This window comes from Pseudomonas sp. S2_H01 (assembly GCF_054668305.1).
In genome coordinates this window covers 4,136,030-4,150,749 of record NZ_CP162756.1, presented here as the reverse complement: position 1 = coordinate 4,150,749, position 14,720 = coordinate 4,136,030, and the positions used below count along the sequence as shown (strand labels likewise).

The window sequence follows — 14,720 nt, the reverse complement described above, 5'->3', positions numbered from 1 at the left end:
TTTTCGCTGCTCGCTTTACGCCACAACAGGAATCATCGGGTCAGCTGCCGCCAGGGCCGCTGCGCGCTCGGCCACGGGTGGGTAGATCCACACCGAGTTGATCTGCTGCTTGAGTTGCTTGGCTTCTTCCTTGATCAGCTTGACCTGACGGTCCCAGCCTTCGGTGTACACCGCGCCCCAGGCGCCGAGGTCCAGGCAGGTGACGTATTTGGCCTGGCTGTACGGGGTCGGTGCTTCGCCCAGCAGGTCGGCGGCCACGTTATTGCCCGCCGAGCGGCCCAGCGCGATGGCGTGCTGGCAGGTCATGAGGGCGTAGTGGCCTTCGTCGTCGGTGGCGGCGTACGCCGTGTCGCCGGTGGCGAAGATGTCGTTCTGGCCGATGACTTTCAGGTTGCGGTCCACGTGCAGACGGCCATAGGCATCCCGCTCGCCCGGGATCTGCTCGGTCAGCGAGCTGGCCCGCACGCCCACGGTCCAGACCACGGTCCTGGCGTCGATGCGACGACCGTCGGCCAGGGTCACGCCGTTGGCGTCCACGGCGGCGACCGATGCATTGACGACCCACTCCACGCCCAGTGTTTCGGTGGCCTCGATGATCGACGGGCTGATGTTCTGGCCCAACGCCGCGCCGACTTTCTCGCCGCGATCGACGATGATCACCTTGATAGGGGCGTCCGCACCCAGCGCAGCTCGCAGGCGCGCGGGCATTTCAGTCGCGGTTTCAATACCGGTGAATCCGCCGCCGGCGATCACCACGGTGTTGCGCATCGCCGACTCCGGTTGTTGCGCCAGGGCCTTGATGTGCTGTTCAAGGCGGGTGGCTTCTGCCATGAGGTCAACATCGAAGGCGTGCTCGACACCTGGCACTGACGCAGGGCGGACGACGCGGCTGCCGGTGGCCAGAACCAGTTTGTCGTAGTTGATCGAAGCATTTGCGCCGTGGGCGTCGGTGTAGCTGACCTTTTTGCCAGCGACGTCGATCGCTTGCGCCATGCCTTTGATGAAGTTCACGCCGACCGCATCGAACAACGGCCCCAAGGGCGACTGCATTTGATGCACGTCCTGCTCGTAGTAACGCGGGCGAACTCCCAGCACCGCCTCAGGGGCCAGCACGGTGACTTCGACGTCATTGCGACCGTGCATGTCCAGTAAACGCGTGGAACTCAGTGCGCTCCACATCCCGCCAAAACCCGCGCCGATGATCAGGATTTGCTTTTTCATTGTGTGCTCCAGAGAAGAAAAAAGTCGTTTTCACAGTGAGTGCGCCACGGTTTGGGTCAGGTAAGCGCTGCAGTGACCCATGCCGGTGTGTGCTGGTCGGAGTTCTGGACCCACTCAACATAACTACGACTCTATTGATCGTAGTTAATTTCGGCAAGCCGTTTTTAACACGGTTTTTCCGCCGAGCTTCAGATCGATCAATAAAAATGAATAATTTCAAATAGATACAGGCTAATACCGGCTGTCTACTGATTGATTCATGCCAACAGCGGTCATTGCCGTCGGTCATCAAAACCTGCTGCTCCTTGCGGCCAACGCGCCAAATTGTTAGTTTTAGCACGATCAATTCAGTCGGAGATCAACATGTCTCTCTACAGCGCGGGTGTCGAATACGGCATTCACTGCCTGCTTTATCTGGTGGATGAGCGTGGCGACAGCCGCGAAGCCAGCGTGCGCGACCTGGCGGAACTGCAGGGCGTGCCTCAGGAATACCTGGCGAAGGTGTTCACCAAGCTGGCGAAAGCCAGGCTGGTGGTGGCGACCGAGGGCGTTAGGGGCGGGTTCAAACTGGGTCGGCCTTCGGACGAAATCACCCTGCTCGACATCGTCACGGCCATCGACGGGCGCAAGCTGATTTTCGATTGCCGGGACATTCGCGGACGTTGTGCGGTGTTTGACGGGTGCGCGCCCGAATGGGCGACCGAAGGGGTCTGCGGAATCAATGCGGCGATGCTGACCGCGCAGAAGCGTATGGAAGAAGCGCTGGACCAGCAGACCATCCTCGACCTTGCGCGCCGCACCGGGCGCAAGGCGCCGCCTGAATTCTCCGGTCAGATCAGCGGCTGGCTGAGCGAGCGCAAGGAAAGCCGCGCCGCGGGCACGGACAGTCAGCACATTGCGGTGACGCAGGTCGACGAATAAGCCACGGCAAACAGTGGGAGCGCGCTTGCCCGCGAAGGCGGTGTGTCATGAGGTTATTTGTTGACTGACACGTCGTCTTCGCGGGCAAGCGCGCTCCTACATGAGCAGGCGTGTGCAAGAGAATCTAAAAGCCGGGCATTACAGCCGAAAAGTCCGAAGTGTTGGGAAACGCGGCCCGTTTATCCGTAAGGGGAAATCGCTTGTACTGGTCTCAAGCGCCCCGAACGCGAAAGTCCTCACGGCTTTCGACACGGGCAACGGTTTTTCCCTTTTGCACTTGCGACCGAGGCAATCATGTCCACACTTCATTCTCCCGTTAACGTAGGCCCTTTCACCTTTGCTCACCGCGTCGTGCTCGCCCCTCTGACCCGCATGCGTGCCGAAGAAGGCGCACGCCCGGGGCCGCTGATGGCCGAGTACTACGCTCAGCGCACCTCCGAAGGTGGTTTTCTGATCGGCGAAGCCACCATCGCTGCGCCCAACGGCAATGGTTACCTCGGCGCACCGGGCCTGTTTGACGACAGCCAGATCGCGGGCTGGAAACAGGTCACCGATGCCGTGCACGCCAAAGGCGGCAAGATCTTCCTGCAGCTTTACCACGCGGGTCGTCAATCCAACGTCGATGTGCAACCTCAAGGCAGCCTCCCGGTTGGTCCGTCCGAAGTGCTGCACGGCGGCGTGGCGTACACCACTGAAGGCTGGGTGCCGAACACCCCGAACCGCGCACTGACTGTCGAAGAGATCGCGGACCTGGTTGAAAGCTTCCGCACTGCGGCCGAGCGTGGCGTCAAAGCCGGTTTCGACGGCGTGGAGTTGCACGGCGCCAACGGTTACCTGGTCGATCAGTTTCTGCAGGACAACAGCAACAAACGCACCGACAGCTACGGCGGCTCGTTTGAAAACCGTACGCGCTTTTTGCTGGAAGTGACCCGAGCACTGATTTCAGTCTGGGGCAGTGAACGGGTTGCCGTGCGCATCGGCCCAAGCGGCACCTGGGGTGACATGGGCGACAGCGACCCGGAAGGCCTCTTCACCTACGTCGCGCAGCAACTGGCGCCGCTGAATCTGGCGTACCTGCACCTGATCGAGCCCCGTATTCTGGGCAACATCGAAGATGAAAATGCTGACCCGGCGCCCGTAGCGGCTCAGTTGATCCGCAAGCACTACACAGGCGTGATCATCGCGGCGGGCGGGTTCGACGGCGAAAGCGCAGAAGCCATTGTTCAGGCCGGCGACGCCGATCTGGTTGCCTTCGGCCGCCACTTCATCGCCAACCCGGACCTGCCCACGCGCCTGCGCCATCACCTGCCGCTGAACCCCTACGACCGCCCGACTTTCTTCGGCGGCACTGAAGTGGGCTACACCGACTACGCGTTCTATAAAGAAGAAGCGACGGCTTAACACCCTCACTGTAGCCGTGAGCTTGCTCGCGATCGGCCGTGTAAGACGCAGAAGTTGCGTCACATGCACTGGCCTCTTCGCGGGCAAGCGCGCTCCTACCCGTTCTGTATCAAACGCTCATCACACTTCACCCAGACACCACCGCGTATATTCCCACCACGCTCAGCACCATCACTGTCGCGCCCAACACCACCACCTCACGCAGCGGCGCCGGGATGCGCTCGTTCTTAAGACCTCGAGCACTCTTGCGGTAGCGGGAATTGAGGGCGAGCTGGATCAGCAGGCTGGCCGCCAGCGACACCATGATTGGCAGCAAGGCAATCAGACCGAAATGAGGGATCCAGCGCAGGAAGATCGTGCAGACGACGATCAGGGTCAGCAGCGTGCGCCGCCAGGCCAGCAGGGTGCGTTCCGGCTGTAAGCCCGGATCGTCATGGCCCAGAGAGACGGGACTTCGGCGCCTCACGACGCGCCATATATAAGGAAGACGATCAACCCCGCCGCCACCAACGCCCCGCCCAGCGACAGAATCGGCACCAGCACCGGCAGCGGCAACGGCTTGCGCTGCCGCATCGCGCGCTCGACTTTCAGCCAACGGAGGCAGGCACTGGCACTGACCAGCATCGCCAGCACCAGCAGCGACAACGCCACCGCGCGACGCAGGCCCGGGCTGAACACATCACCGGTGAACGCCTCGACGGCAATCCCGCCCGCCAGGAAAGCCAGCGCCGTGCGAATCCAGGCCAGAAAGGTCCGTTCGTTCGCCAGGGTAAAGCGCGGGTCGGGCTCGCAACCGCCGCCCAGCAATGACGCGGAGAGGCGATCACGGTCAGGAGCGGGAATTTTGCCAGGATCCGGAGAATTCATGTCGCACCGAGGTCGGGTAGATGACCGCGATCATACCGGTCATCACCCTGAAAGGCCCGTATCGGCAGCGACATTGGTGTGCCTGTGGCCGTACGGGTAAATGAAGCGACGTCATCTGTAGGAGCGCGCTTGCCCGCGAAAGCGGACTTTCAGGCGATACATCTCTGCCGGCTGTCAGGACGTCTTCGCGGGCAAGCGCGCGCCTACATAGGTCATGCCTGTTGACGTTGCGCCAGGTCCACCCACACCGGCCCGTTCGGGTACTCATAGCGCACCAGTGTTTCGGCGGTCATTTCGATGCTGTAACCCGGGCGCTTGGGCGGCATGTAGCGGCCACGGCGGATCACCACCGGGTCGAGGAAGTGTTCGTGCAGGTGATCGACGTATTCCAGCACGCGATTGTCCAGGGAGCCGGACACCGCGATGTAGTCGAACATCGAGATGTTCTGTACGTATTCGCACAACCCCACGCCGCCACCGTGCGGACACACCGGCACATTGAACTTGGCCGCCATCAGCAACACGATCAGCACTTCGTTCAACCCACCGAGGCGCGCCGCATCCAGCTGACAGAAATCCAGCGCCTCGGCCTGGAACATCTGCTTGAACATCACACGGTTGTGGCAATGCTCACCGGTGGCGACGCCAATCGGTTTGATGCGCTGGCGAATGGTTGCATGGCCGAGAATGTCGTCCGGGTTGGTCGGCTCTTCGATCCACCACGGTTCGAACGCCGCCAGCCGACGCATGTTGCTGATCGACTCTTCGACGCTCCAGACCTGGTTGGCGTCCATCATCAACGTGCGGTCCCAACCGAGCTCGTCGCGCAGAATCGCGGCGCGGCGCAGATCCTCTTCAATGTCCGAACCGATCTTCTGCTTGATGTGGGTCCAGCCGTCGGCGATGGCTTCGCGGGCCAGACGACGCATTTTCTCTTCGGAATACCCCAGCCAGCCGGGCGCGGTGGTGTAACCCGGATAGCCTTCTTCGAGCAGGTGCGCTTCACGCCGGGATTTGTCCGGCACCTGCCGACGCAGCAGCGCGATGGCTTCTTCCGGCGTGATCGCATCGGTGACGTAGCTGAAATCCAGGCATTTCACCAACTGTTCGGGCGTCATGTCGGTGAGCAGTTTCCAGACCGGTTTGCCCTCGGCCTTCGCCCACAAATCCCAGACCGCGTTCACCAATGCCGCCGTCGCCAAGTGAATAACGCCCTTCTCCGGCCCCAGCCAGCGCAATTGGCTGTCGCCTGCGGTGACGTCGTGCCAGAACGCGCCCATGTCAGCGGTGATGGCTTCCAGGCTTAACCCGACGATACGCGGCGCCAGCGACTGGATCGCGGCCACACAGATCTCGTTGCCACGGCCGATGGTGAAGGTCAGGCCGTGCCCTTCCAGACCGTCGCGGGAATCGGTGTGCAGAACGACGTAGGCGGCCGAATAGTCCGGCGCACTGTTCATGGCGTCCGAGCCGTCGAGGGACAGTGAGGTGGGAAAACGGATGTCGCGGATAGAGACCGAGGTGATGGTCAGCGTCATGGATAGCTCTCTTGTTGTTCTGAAAGATCGATGCGTCCCTATCGCCGTCATCGCGAATGAATTCGCTCCCACAGGAGATTCGCGTTAATCCAGTGGGAGCGAATTCATTCGCGATAATCTTCGGCAGACGATGCTGTGACTGTAAGCCCCCTCACCGATACAGGCATAATCGCGAAATCCTAACGATCGATATCAAATCCGGTATGTCAAAGCTTCCTGAAAAATTTGCCACGCTGAAAATCTCCAGCCGTCAGATCGCACTGCTCAACGCGTTGGGCGAGCTGGGCAACTTGCGCAAGGCGGCGTCGGCGATTCACACGACGCAACCCGCCGCGAGCCTGCTGCTGCAGCAGTTGGAAGAACGCCTGGGTGTGCAGCTGTTCGAGCGCCTGCCCAGAGGCATGCAGCCGACGCTGTTCGGCGACGTGATGATCCGTTATGCCCAAGGCGCGCTGCATGAGTTCGAGTACGCCGAAGCGCAGATCGCCGAACTGGCACGCGGCGCCGCAGGGATGGTGCGCATTGGCACGGTGATGGGGCCGGTACCGACTGTGCTGACCCGTGGTGTGCTGGCGTTCAAGGCGCAGCACCCCAAGGTGCGCGTAGCCATCGAGGTCGGCACCAGCGACACGTTGCTGCCCGCCTTGATTCGCGGGGATTTCGACCTGGTGCTGGGCCGGCTGCCGGATCAGCTGGACAGTCAGGGGCTGGACATTCAGTTGTTTGAACAGGGCGAGCGCATGCGCATCATTGCGCGCCCCGGTCATCCGCTCGCCAACCGTCCGAACACCCGTCTGGCAGACCTGGCGCCACTGACCTGGATCCTGCACCCCATCGACAGCCCGATGCGACGGCAGGTGGAAAACGCATTGAAAGCCGCGCAGCTGATCCAGCCGCTGGACATCATCGAAACCAGCTCGATCCTTGCCACCACCGCCATGCTGGAGTCGTCCGACATGATCGCCGTGGTGCCCAACGACGTGGCCGAGCACTACGCCCGGTATGGAATGATCACGGTGCTGGCGGTGGAGTTGCCGCTGGCGATGGCCAATCTGGGCTTGCTGACCTCGAAGGCCAGGCCGATGTCGGCGGCGGTGAAAGGGTTACTGGGTTATCTGACAAACAATGACGGCCTGTAGACGCGAACGCTTCGCCCTGAAGAGTGAACCGTTTTCATGATTTTTTGATAACCCCTCGTTATCGATCAATCGAAACCTTTCATTGGGAAATTATCAAAACGCTTCATAGAGTGATTCACAACCGGCTCGGTCTGCGCGTTCTCCAGTCCGTCCGACATGAACAACAAGAACATTGGCCGCCTGTAACGGTGCTGTTCCCTGCCCGGGAGCCGTTGTGCTGCGTCGTCACAACCCGTCACGACGCAGACGCAGGGGGCAACCGTCCCGAGAGGCCGCATGGAACTCATCGCCAAAACGCCAGCGTTCGACAGCAGTGCGCTGGTCATCCGCCTTAATCCCCTCGACAACGTACTGGTCGCCCGGCAAGCGCTGAGCGAAGGCACGCGCCTCGAAGAAGAAGGCATCACCGTGTTGCAGGACATTCCCTCCGGGCACAAGGTGGCGACGGTCCGCGTCGAACAGGGCCAGGCGCTGCGCCGCTACGGGCAGATCATTGGTTTTGCGTCGCAACCCATCGAGGCCGGTCAGCACGTGCATGTGCAGAACGTCGAGATGTCGGATTTCTCCCGCGATTACGCCTTTGGTGTGGACGCCCACGAGACGCCGAAAACCGAGGCGTTCTTTCAGGGCATCGTGCGCGCCGACGGTCGGGTCGCCACGCGCAACTACATCGGTATCCTCACGTCGGTGAACTGCTCGGCCACGGTGGCCCGGGCGATTGCCGACCGGTTTCGTCGCGACATTCATCCTGAAGCCCTTGCCGATTACCCCAACATCGACGGCGTTGTCGCACTGACCCACGGCTCAGGCTGCGCCATCGACTCCAAGGGCGAAGCCATCGATCTGCTGCGTCGCACCCTCGCGGGTTATGCCATGCACCCCAATTTTGCTGCGGTGCTGGTGGTCGGGCTGGGCTGCGAAACCAATCAGATTCAGGATTTGCTCGACAGTCAGGGGCTCAAGGCCTCAGATCAGTTGCGCGCGTTCACCATCCAGGGCACGGGCGGGACGTCGAAAACCATCGCCAGCGGCATTGAGCAGGTGAAGTCGCTGCTGCCCCAGGCCAATCAGATCAAGCGTGAAACGGTCAGCGCCCGGCACCTGATCGTCGGCCTGCAATGTGGCGGCTCGGACGGTTATTCGGGCATCACCGCCAACCCGGCACTGGGCAACGCAGTGGATCGGCTGGTCGCCGCGGGCGGCACCGCGATTCTGTCGGAAACGCCGGAAATCTATGGCGCCGAGCACTTGCTGACACGTCGGGCAGTGAGCCGCGCGGTGGGTGAAAAGCTCGTTCAGCGGATTCACTGGTGGGAAGACTACTGCAAGCGGATGAACGCTGAACTGAACAACAACCCGTCCGCGGGCAACAAGGCAGGCGGCCTGACGACCATTCTGGAAAAGTCGCTCGGCGCCGTGGCCAAGGCCGGTTCGACCAACCTGATGGGCGTGTACGAGTACGCCGAAGCGGTGCGCGCGCAAGGTCTGGTGTTCATGGACACGCCGGGGTACGACCCGGTCTCCGCCACAGGCCAGGTCGCAGGCGGCGCCAATCTCATTGCCTTCACGACCGGGCGTGGCTCGGCGTATGGCTGCGCGCCGACGCCGTCGATCAAGCTGGCGACCAATAACCGTGTGTTCGAATTCCAGCAGGAAGACATGGACGTCAACTGCGGCGGAATTGCCGATGGCAGCACCACGATTGAAGAACGCGGCGCGTACATCTTCCAGATGATGCTGGACATTGCTTCCGGCGCACGCAGCAAAAGCGAGCAACACGGCTACGGGCAAAACGAGTTCGTGCCGTGGCAAATCGGCGCGATCACCTGATTCACGTAAACCCGGGCGACACAGCTTAAAAATCCGCGGCAGTCTCGTGATCCGGGGCAGCCGCCAGCAACCTTAACAACAATAAAAAAGGTGCCTATGAAAAGCCTCAAGACCTACCAGACGATCACGATCGTCTTTCTGATGCTGTTCGGGATCGTCAATTATCTCGACCGCAGCGCCCTCTCCATCGCCAACACCACCATTCAGAAAGACATGCTGATCAGCCCTTCCGAGATGGGCATTCTGTTGTCGGCGTTTTCACTGGCGTATGCGTTCGCGCAGCTGCCGATGGGCATGATCATCGACAAGCTGGGCAGCAAGATTGCCCTGGGCGGCGCGCTGTTGGTGTGGTCGGTGGCGCAGACGGCATCGGGTTTCATCAACAGCTTCAGCGGCTTCTTCGCGCTGCGGGTGTTGCTGGGGATTGGCGAGGCGCCGATGTTTCCGTCGGCGGCGAAAACCCTCAATGAATGGTTCGAAGAACACGAGCGCGGCACGCCGACGGGGATCGTCTGGTCGGCTACCTGCATCGGACCGTGCCTGGCGCCACCGATCCTGACGCTGTTCATGGTCAACTTCAGCTGGCGCGGTATGTTCATCATCACCGGCGTGCTCGGCATCGTCCTGGCGCTGTGCTGGCTGATGTTCTACAAGAGCCGTGCGCAATACCTCAAGGAGCTGGAAGCGCGCGGCGAAAAACCGGTCACTGCGGCACGCGAACCCGTGGTGGTCGATGTGGCGCCCCAAGGGTCGTTCTTCGCGGGCTGGCTCGACCTGTTCAAACATCGCAGCACCTGGGGCACGTTCCTCGGCTTCATGGGCGTGATTTACATGCTCTGGCTGCACCTGACTTGGTTGCCGGGTTACTTCCAGCGCGAGCATGGTCTTGATCCCTACTCGACGGCCTGGGTGGTGTCGTTCGCCTACGTGTTCGGCGCCATCGGCACCATCGCCGCCGGCCGCATCTGCGACCGTCTGGTGAAACGCGGGGTCGGCGTGCTCAACAGCCGTAAATACACGGTGATTGGCGGCCTGGTGTTTGCGGCCGTGTTCACCCTGCCACTGACCTTCGTCACCAGCCTGAGCGGCTGCATCGCCCTGCTCTGCCTGGCGCTGTTCGGTATCAACCTGTCCAGCGCCACGGCGTGGATGGTGGTCAACACCGTGGTCGACACCAAGCGCGTGGCGTCACTGGGTTCGATTCAGAACTTCGGCGGCTACATTGCCGGTTCCGTGGCACCCATCGTGACGGGGTTCAGCGTGCAGTACACGGGCACCTTCGCAACCGCGTTTGCCGTGAGCGCCATCGTCGCACTGCTCTCGGCCGTGGCGTATTTCGTCCTGCTCAAGGCGCCGATTCCGGTGCACACCGGCCACGCCGGGCAGAAAAACTGGCAGCCGAAGGGGGATGAAGTGTCAGGGCGGCAGGTTTAAGACGCCACCCCGTTCTCAACGTTGAATGGCGGGTGGGAGCGAAGTCATTCGCGAAGCGGTCGGCGAGTCAAGGCAGGTGCGTCGCCGATAGGATTCTTCGCGAGTGAATTCGCTCCCACAGTTGTTCTCCACACACCCGTCCCAGTGGCTTCGGCCATCGCCTCACCCTCCACAGATTACTTTTCCCTTCAAATCCCCGACTTGTCCTACTCTCTGTGTCAGACGGTCGCTGTTGCGATACCGTGTGTCACGAATGAGGGAGCGTTCGTCACACGGTGGGTCTGAAATCGTGGGCGTCAGTGAGGGCGGGGATTGAGACAAGTAGAAGGAACGGACTTCGACGCCAGGAACAGGCGCCTGAAGCGCATGCCTGTGCTGTGGCTGGCGGGATTCTTTACCGTGCTGGTGTGCCTTTCCATCACCAGCATCACGCTGTGGCAGTTGCGGGAGACGCGCAGCCATGAGCTGGAGATCGCTGACACCACGGTGGCCAACCTTTCACGTTCGATGGCGCAGCAAGCCGACGACACGTTCGATCAGGCGGATATTCCGGTGGCCGGAATCGTCGAGCGTCTGTCCTACGACGGCTTTGGCGCCGCCACCAGTTCGCGCATGCACGACTACCTGCGCGCTACCGCCGCCGGCGTCGAGCAAATTCAGGGCTTGTTCATCTACGACAGGGACGGCAACTGGGCCGCCACTTCGCTGAGCCACGCGCCGCCCAATGCCAATAACGCCGACCGCGAGTATTTCCAGTTTCACAAAGCTATCGACAGCAACCTGCCGCACATCGGCAAGGCCATTCGCAGCCGCACCACCAACGACTGGATCATCCCGATCTCGCGACGGGTGAACGATTCCGAAGGTCATTTCGCTGGCGTGGTACTGGCAACCATCGAGCTGGCGTATTTCGATCGCTTCTTCGACCGCTTCGACATCGGCAAGCGGGGGGTGATTACCTTGACGATGGCCGACGGCACCGTCCTGGCGCGTCGCCCGACGATGGAAAACGTGCGCGGCGCCTCCATCGCCGACGGTGAACTGTTTCGCAAATACCTCAAGGAACACTACGAAGGCACGGCGACGGTGGAGTCGATCCTCGACCACGAAATCCGGCTGTACGGCTATAAACGTCTGGACCGTTACCCGCTGGTGGTGCTGGCCGGGCTGTCCGAACACGAAGTGCTTGACGAATGGCGCCAGTATGCGTGGCGCTCGCTGGCGATCATCGTGTGCGTAGTGGTGGCCAACCTGTTATTCGGTGTGTTGCTGTTTCAGCAGATTCGTTACGGCCTGAACGCCGAATCTCAACTCAGAATCGCCAGTCACTCACTTGAAAAACTGGCCCTGCAAGACAGCCTCACCGGGCTTGCAAATCGGCGTCACTTCCATGAAATCCTTGGGCTGGAGTTCTCCAACGGCCAGCCCAACCTGCACCCGTTGAGCCTGATCATGATCGATATCGATTTCTTCAAGAGCTACAACGACAACTACGGGCACGTCGCGGGCGACAAATGCATCGTCGCCGTGGCCGAGTGCATCCGCGGCAACCTCAACCGGACGGGCGATCTGGCCGTGCGCTACGGCGGTGAGGAGATGGCTGTGTTCCTGCCGTACAGTGAAGCGCCAGGTGCGTTTCTGCTTGCGGAAAAAATTCGCCAGGCGGTGCTGACACGCGCCATTGAACACCAGGGCAATCCAAGCGGCATCGTCAGCATCAGCCTGGGCGTCTACGGCTGTCAGGCGCAGGAATGCCCCACCATGGAAACCTTCGTGGAACGCGCGGACGCGGCGATGTACGTCGCCAAGCATGAAGGGCGCAACCGGACCGAAATCTGGCAAGGCACGACGACGATCTGACAGAGCGCCCGTCAGGGACCGGGCTGCGCCCTGACGATCTGCGCAACCTTGCCGCGAAACAGCTCCAGTCTGTCCACCGGCGCATCGTGCTCGACCACCAAGGCACCGACTTCCTCGCACGGCGCAACCTGATAGTGGGCGATGCTCGACAGCTTCTCGTTGATCACCGCCACCACCACCTGCCCGCTGCGCGCCACCACCGCGCGCTTGAACTCGGCCACGTCCATGTCGAACGCCGTCACGCCCTTGACGGCGTCCAGCGCGCACGCGCCCAGGAAGCAGAGGTCGAAGTTAAAGTGGGTCAGCTGCTGAATCGTCGTGAAGCCGTACGTGCTGCCCGCGATCGGGCTGAGGCGCCCACCCAGCAGAATTACCTCCACCAACGGCAACTTCATCAACTCCACCGCCAGCAGCGGTGAATTGGTGGTCACGGTCAGCGCTATCTGCGGATCGATGGCTCGCACAATCGCCAGATTGGTCGAGCCGCCGTCGATGAACACATGCTGCCCGGCGCTGATCAGCCCCGCCGCTGCCACGCCCAATGTGCCTTTGCGGTTAGGTTCCTGCTCGATGCGCGCAGTCAGCGGGCCGTCCGACGCCAGCGAAATCGCCCCGCCATACACCCGCTTGCACAACCCGGCTGCGGCGAGCGCGCCAAGGTCACGGCGAATCGAATGCTCGGACACATTGAACTCAGCCGCCAGATCGGCCGCAATCACCCGACCATTCACGGCCAGGCGCTCAGTGATCAGACGCTGACGCTCGCCAGGAAAAGCTTCGGGATTGGCAGACATAACAGACCTCGACAACATGCTGAACCGATCATAAACGAGCAGGATCATGCGTTTTCGTCGGCGTAAAAGTCAAACGGGCTGACGGGATAATCAGGGCGAGACCGCCGTCAGCCGTTCAGAAGCACCTTGCGATACAGATGGTTCTCATGGGCCTCGCCCTGAAACTCATACATCGGCGATCCGATGTGGACATAACCCTGCCGAGGATAGAACTGCAACGCGCGCTCGTTCCCCACCCAAACGGTCGCCCACAGCATGGAGGCCCCTAGGGACGCGGCTTGCGTTTCGCCGCGATGCAACAGTTGCCAGCCAATGCCGAAGCCCGTGAACCGCTCCTGAACATACAGCCGCTTCAATTCGGCCGCTCGAGGGTCACCGATCATGGGATGAGAGGTGTGGGTGGTGAGGTGGGCAAAGCCGACCAGATGACCGTTGACCTCGGCGACGAGGAACGTGGTGTCGGCACGGGCGATCAGCCCTGAGATGGCAGGGGCAGAAAACGATTCCAGCACCTCACGCGCCAAGGCATCACGAATACCGTCGGTGGCGTAGGTGTCGAGAAAGACCTGCATGCCCAAGACGGCGATGCACAGCGCATCTGATGTCGTGGCTTTGCGAAACGTGACGTCGAGTGTTTTCCGATCACCCATTGCAGTGCGTCCTTGAAGATGGAAGTTCCGATGTTGAATCCGGCCGTAGTCCGGCAGTTTAAGAGCGGGGCTTACTGGCGAACAGGGTAGAGGTGTCGCTTCGTATCGAAGGTTGTAGTCGCTGCCTGATCGTTCCGCACGCTCCGCGTGGGAATGCATCTGCCGACGCTCCGCGTCGAAACGCGATGACGCAAGGCATCATGAACGGTGTCACCACGCGGAGCGTGGAACCAGTCAAAACGTGTTCGGCCTTATCCAGCCTATACTCGCCTGAACCCACACGGATTCCAGCACTCCAGCTTTCTTTAGACCTTTCGATCTCTAAGACCAACGCAATGACGAACCCACCTATCAACGCGCGCACCGCGCGCGCAAAGCCCTGAAGATCGTTGCTTACAGCCTCGGTGGGCGACGGCGCTTTCGCCGTTTTTTGTGAAGGGTTCGCGAGAGGAAACCAACCCTTCGTTATTTCGTGAGAGGAATTGCCAGCGATGTCTATGAGCTTCAAAACCCTGACAGCGAGCGCAGTTTGCCTGGTCATCGGCATCACCCTTGGCACTGTAATGCGTTCTCCTGAAGCAGGCCAACTGGTCTTCAAAGACACCGCCCACTGCCCTTGCGACTTTGAGGGATATGTCAACGAGGAATGGGATGCCGTTTGTGCTGCGCAACCGTACTCAATGGAGAATGCATTTCGCCAAGACGGCGTTGCCAGACAAGCGGAACCCTCCGGCAACGACGCCGTTTGGACGTTGGCTTTTTATCAGGGTGAAAGCCCTGTCAGATCGTTTGCAGTCCTGCGATCCGATATCGAACTAGGTGGCGGAACGACATGTGTCGCACGCAGCCAGGCGGAATCGCGTATGGAGGGCGGGAAGTTTTTGCTGCTGAGTCGAGAGGGAACCTAGGCTCGATTGTTCAAAGTATTTTGATCGTTCCGCACGCTCCGCGTGGGAATGCATCCGCCGACGCTCCGCGTCGAAATCGAATGACGCAGAGCGTCATGGGCGGCGTTACCACGCGTTGGGTCAGTTGCCTCAATATCGGCCGACACACCGCATTCGC

Annotated in this window: 13 protein-coding genes; 7 read left to right on the top strand and 6 right to left on the bottom strand. The window is 61.0% G+C overall.

Going from position 1 to position 14,720, the window contains the following annotated elements; genetic code table 11:
- Window positions 1-15 precede the first annotated feature (15 nt).
- The gene (locus tag AB4N84_RS18605; protein ID WP_460042575.1) at window positions 16-1,221 is read right to left on the bottom strand and encodes an NAD(P)/FAD-dependent oxidoreductase; all 1,206 of its coding nucleotides are present in this window, start codon (window positions 1,219-1,221) and stop codon (window positions 16-18) included.
- 363 nt (window positions 1,222-1,584) lie between these two features.
- Between AB4N84_RS18605 and AB4N84_RS18600 the strand changes: the two genes are divergently transcribed.
- Window positions 1,585-2,142: an RrF2 family transcriptional regulator gene (locus tag AB4N84_RS18600; RefSeq protein WP_460042573.1), complete on the top strand. Its 558-nt coding sequence runs from the start codon at window positions 1,585-1,587 to the stop codon at window positions 2,140-2,142.
- Between the two features lie 294 nt (window positions 2,143-2,436).
- On the top strand, window positions 2,437-3,543 hold the full coding sequence (locus tag AB4N84_RS18595; RefSeq protein WP_074752880.1) for an alkene reductase: 1,107 nt from the start codon (window positions 2,437-2,439) through the stop codon (window positions 3,541-3,543).
- A 127-nt stretch (window positions 3,544-3,670) separates the two neighbouring features.
- Here the strand turns inward: AB4N84_RS18595 and AB4N84_RS18590 are convergent, their stop codons facing one another.
- From AB4N84_RS18590 to AB4N84_RS18580, 3 genes are all read right to left on the bottom strand, one after another.
- The gene (locus AB4N84_RS18590; RefSeq protein WP_460042572.1) at window positions 3,671-4,009 is read right to left on the bottom strand and encodes a DUF202 domain-containing protein; all 339 of its coding nucleotides are present in this window, start codon (window positions 4,007-4,009) and stop codon (window positions 3,671-3,673) included.
- A complete protein-coding gene (locus tag AB4N84_RS18585; protein WP_074752882.1) occupies window positions 4,006-4,410 on the bottom strand; it encodes a YidH family protein in 405 nt (134 codons plus the stop codon). Before AB4N84_RS18585 ends, AB4N84_RS18590 begins: the two co-directional genes overlap by 4 nt.
- Before the next feature lie 212 nt (window positions 4,411-4,622).
- Entirely contained in the window at window positions 4,623-5,948 is a 1,326-nt protein-coding gene (locus AB4N84_RS18580) for an L-fuconate dehydratase (RefSeq protein ID WP_460042571.1), read from the bottom strand.
- A gap of 203 nt (window positions 5,949-6,151) precedes the next feature.
- Here AB4N84_RS18580 and AB4N84_RS18575 point away from each other — a divergent pair, with 203 nt between their 5' ends.
- The 4 genes from AB4N84_RS18575 (at window position 6,152) to AB4N84_RS18560 (ending at window position 12,211) form a co-directional block, all read left to right on the top strand.
- Entirely contained in the window at window positions 6,152-7,087 is a 936-nt protein-coding gene (locus tag AB4N84_RS18575) for a LysR family transcriptional regulator (RefSeq protein WP_460042570.1), read from the top strand.
- Window positions 7,088-7,363: 276 nt separating this feature from the next.
- Window positions 7,364-8,917, top strand: coding sequence for a UxaA family hydrolase (locus AB4N84_RS18570; RefSeq protein WP_460042569.1), 1,554 nt, complete (start codon window positions 7,364-7,366; stop codon window positions 8,915-8,917).
- 96 nt (window positions 8,918-9,013) lie between these two features.
- A complete protein-coding gene (locus AB4N84_RS18565; protein WP_460042568.1) occupies window positions 9,014-10,351 on the top strand; it encodes an MFS transporter in 1,338 nt (445 codons plus the stop codon).
- 366 nt (window positions 10,352-10,717) lie between these two features.
- Window positions 10,718-12,211 carry a sensor domain-containing diguanylate cyclase gene (locus tag AB4N84_RS18560; protein WP_460042567.1) on the top strand — a complete coding sequence of 498 codons (1,494 nt, stop codon included), beginning with the start codon at window positions 10,718-10,720 and terminating at the stop codon, window positions 12,209-12,211.
- Between the two features lie 11 nt (window positions 12,212-12,222).
- Here the strand turns inward: AB4N84_RS18560 and AB4N84_RS18555 are convergent, their stop codons facing one another.
- Both AB4N84_RS18555 and AB4N84_RS18550 read right to left on the bottom strand, forming a co-directional pair.
- The gene (locus AB4N84_RS18555) at window positions 12,223-13,005 is read right to left on the bottom strand and encodes a DeoR/GlpR family DNA-binding transcription regulator (RefSeq protein ID WP_460042566.1); all 783 of its coding nucleotides are present in this window, start codon (window positions 13,003-13,005) and stop codon (window positions 12,223-12,225) included.
- A gap of 107 nt (window positions 13,006-13,112) precedes the next feature.
- Window positions 13,113-13,655: an N-acetyltransferase family protein gene (locus AB4N84_RS18550; RefSeq protein ID WP_460042564.1), complete on the bottom strand. Its 543-nt coding sequence runs from the start codon at window positions 13,653-13,655 to the stop codon at window positions 13,113-13,115.
- Between the two features lie 491 nt (window positions 13,656-14,146).
- Between AB4N84_RS18550 and AB4N84_RS18545 the strand changes: the two genes are divergently transcribed.
- Complete coding sequence (locus AB4N84_RS18545; protein ID WP_460042563.1) at window positions 14,147-14,563, top strand: hypothetical protein; 417 nt, start codon at window positions 14,147-14,149, stop codon at window positions 14,561-14,563.
- Window positions 14,564-14,720: the final 157 nt, after the last annotated feature.